The sequence below is a fragment of the Georgenia sp. genome (assembly GCF_054605595.1).
The window spans coordinates 1-2,343 of record NZ_JBTSDU010000191.1 but is presented as its reverse complement, the minus strand read 5'-3'; the positions used below and the strand labels follow the sequence as shown (position 1 = coordinate 2,343).

The following is a 2,343-nucleotide window of genomic DNA, read 5'->3' as shown; positions in this document are numbered from 1 at the left end:
CCGCCCCCCGCCGCAGTGTGTCCGCCGTGTGGCGGGAGGGTCGTACCGGGAGGATCAGGCCTCCGGGTTCGCCTCGATCTCGAGGGTGATGGTGACCTTGTCGCCCACGAGGAAGCCACCGGTCTCCATGGCCGCGTTCCAGGTCAGGTCGAACTCCTTGCGGGAGATCTGGGTCGAGGCGGAGAAGCCGATGCGCGGGGCGCCGAAGGCGTCCACGACGGAACCGTTGAACGCGGTCTCCAGGGCGACCGGCTTGGTCACGCCGTTGATGGTGAGCTCGCCGTTCACGACGAAGGAGTCGCCGTCGCCCTGGACGCCGGTGGAGACGAAGGTCCAGGTGGGCTTGCCGTCGGCGTCCCAGAAGTCCGCGGAGCGCAGGTGTCCGTCGCGGTTGGCGTCGCCGGTGTTGATGGAGTTGGAGTCGATGGAGACGTTGACCGAGGAGTCCGCAAGGTTCTCGGCGACGACGATCTTGCCGTCGAACTTCTCGAACTTGCCACGGACCTTGGAGATGCCGGCGTGCCGGACGGTGAACGCGACGTCGGTGTGCGAGGCGTCGATGACGTAGGAGCCAGCGGGAATGGTGGTCATGAGTGGGTCCTCCAGAGGCGTTACAGATAGTTGACACTTTAACTATATACTGACTGCGGCACCATCGTGCAAGAGGGCCCTGCGTGGTGCGCTGCGAGCGGCCTGACAACAGGGAAGAATGTCGAGACGGCGACAGAACGGGGTAGGACTCGATGTCAGAGCAGGACCAGCAGCAGCCGGTGCGCTGGCTCGGCGCCGATCAGCAGCGCAGTTGGCGAGCGCTCCTGCGAGGGTCCGCGCAACTCTTCGAGGACATCAATCACGACCTCGAGCAGGAGAGCGGGCTCTCGTTGAACGAGTACGAGGTGCTCGTGCGTCTCTCCGAGGCGGAGGGGCGCGTGCTGCGCATGTCGACCCTGGCCGCCAGCCTCGTGCACTCGCGCTCCCGCCTGACCCACACGATCGGACGCATGGAACGCGCAGGTCTGGTCGAGCGCCGCTCGTGCGCGTCCGACCGTCGTGGCGTGGACTGCTTCCTCACCCCGGCCGGCTTCGCGCGCCTGGAAGGGGCGGCCCCAGGTCACGTGGGCTCGGTCCGCGCTCGGCTCGTGGACCGGATCAGCGGCGAGCAGATGCGTCAGCTCGGCGAGGTCATGACGATCCTCGCCGGCGAGGCGGGTACGGCGGGTACGGACGCGCTCAGGTCGGACGGAGACGCGGCGGTCGCGGACGCGTGACCGAGTGTTGTGGCGGTCGTGGACGCGTGACCGAGTCTCGCGGCGAGACGGCCGGGTGTGACTGACGTCGCAAGGTGGTCCGGCACGCGCATCGAGTTTGCAACACTGGTGCCCATGGAGCGAACGACGGTCCACCTCATGCGCCACGGCGAGGTGCACAACCCGGAGGGCATCCTCTACGGCCGGCTGCCGGGCTACCGACTCTCGGACCGCGGGCAGCAGATGGTCGCTCGCGTGGCCGACGAGCTGCGCTCCGGCGGCCACGACATCACCGCTGTCATCGCCTCGCCGCTGCAGCGCGCGCAGGAGAGCGCACGACCCACGGCGGAGGCGTTCGGCCTCGAGGTCGGCACCGACGCGCGCCTCATCGAGGCGGAGAACCACTTCGAGGGCTACGCCGTCAACAAGAACCGTGCGATGCTCGCGAACCCGAAGCACTGGCCGTCGTACGTCGACCCGTTCCGCCCGAGCTGGGGTGAGCCCTACCGGGACCAGGTCACCCGCATGAGTGCCGCGATCTCCGACGCGCTCACGCTCGGTCGCGGCCGCGAGGTGCTGCTCGTGAGTCATCAGCTCCCGATCTGGGTCTCCCGGCTCTTCCTCGAGCGCCGCATCCTCGCGCACGACCCGCGCCGCCGGCAGTGCTCGCTCGCGTCGCTCACCTCGGTCACCTTCACCGGGCGCCGCCTGGAGCGCCTGGCCTACTGGGAGCCCGTCGGGGATCTCCTGCGCGGCTCCGCGGACATGACCCCGGGCATCTCGGTGGCGGCCGCGAACAGGGGGACGTCCCGATGAGCCGTCGCACCCTGGCGCGCGCGGCGGTCGCGAACGGGGGGGAGCCCCGATGAGTCGTCGCCCCCTGGCGCGCACGGTGGTCGCGAACGGGGGGGAGCCCCGATGAGTCGTCGCACCCGGGCGCGCGCGGTGGTCGCGAACGGGGGGGAGCCCCGATGAGTCGTCGCCCCCTGGCGCGCACGGTGGTCGCGAACAGGGGGACGTCCCCATGAGCCGTCGCCCCCTGGCGCGCACGGTGGCAGCCGCCCTCGCGGTGCTCGCGCTCGCGGCCTGCGCCCCC

General features: G+C 70.1%; 3 protein-coding genes. 2 read left to right on the top strand and 1 reads right to left on the bottom strand.

Going from position 1 to position 2,343, the window contains the following annotated elements; genetic code table 11:
- Positions 1-54: 54 nt before the first annotated feature.
- Positions 55-591 (bottom strand): YceI family protein, encoded by a 537-nt coding sequence (locus ACYC1Z_RS14550; RefSeq protein ID WP_461410236.1) that lies wholly within the window; start codon positions 589-591, stop codon positions 55-57.
- Positions 592-743: 152 nt separating this feature from the next.
- Here ACYC1Z_RS14550 and ACYC1Z_RS14545 point away from each other — a divergent pair, with 152 nt between their 5' ends.
- Together ACYC1Z_RS14545 and ACYC1Z_RS14540 are read left to right on the top strand one after the other, a co-directional pair.
- Positions 744-1,268: a MarR family winged helix-turn-helix transcriptional regulator gene (locus tag ACYC1Z_RS14545; RefSeq protein WP_461410235.1), complete on the top strand. Its 525-nt coding sequence runs from the start codon at positions 744-746 to the stop codon at positions 1,266-1,268.
- 114 nt (positions 1,269-1,382) lie between these two features.
- The gene (locus ACYC1Z_RS14540; RefSeq protein WP_461410234.1) at positions 1,383-2,063 is read left to right on the top strand and encodes a histidine phosphatase family protein; all 681 of its coding nucleotides are present in this window, start codon (positions 1,383-1,385) and stop codon (positions 2,061-2,063) included.
- Positions 2,064-2,343 lie beyond the last annotated feature (280 nt).

Bases quoted from the DNA above. Each gene is read 5' to 3' on its own strand.
- ACYC1Z_RS14540 (WP_461410234.1), top strand. From the start codon at position 1,383: ATGGAGCGAACGACGGTCCACCTCATGCGCCACGGCGAGGTGCACAAC.
- ACYC1Z_RS14550 (WP_461410236.1), bottom strand. From the start codon at position 591: ATGACCACCATTCCCGCTGGCTCCTACGTCATCGACGCCTCGCACACC.
- ACYC1Z_RS14545 (WP_461410235.1), top strand. From the start codon at position 744: ATGTCAGAGCAGGACCAGCAGCAGCCGGTGCGCTGGCTCGGCGCCGAT.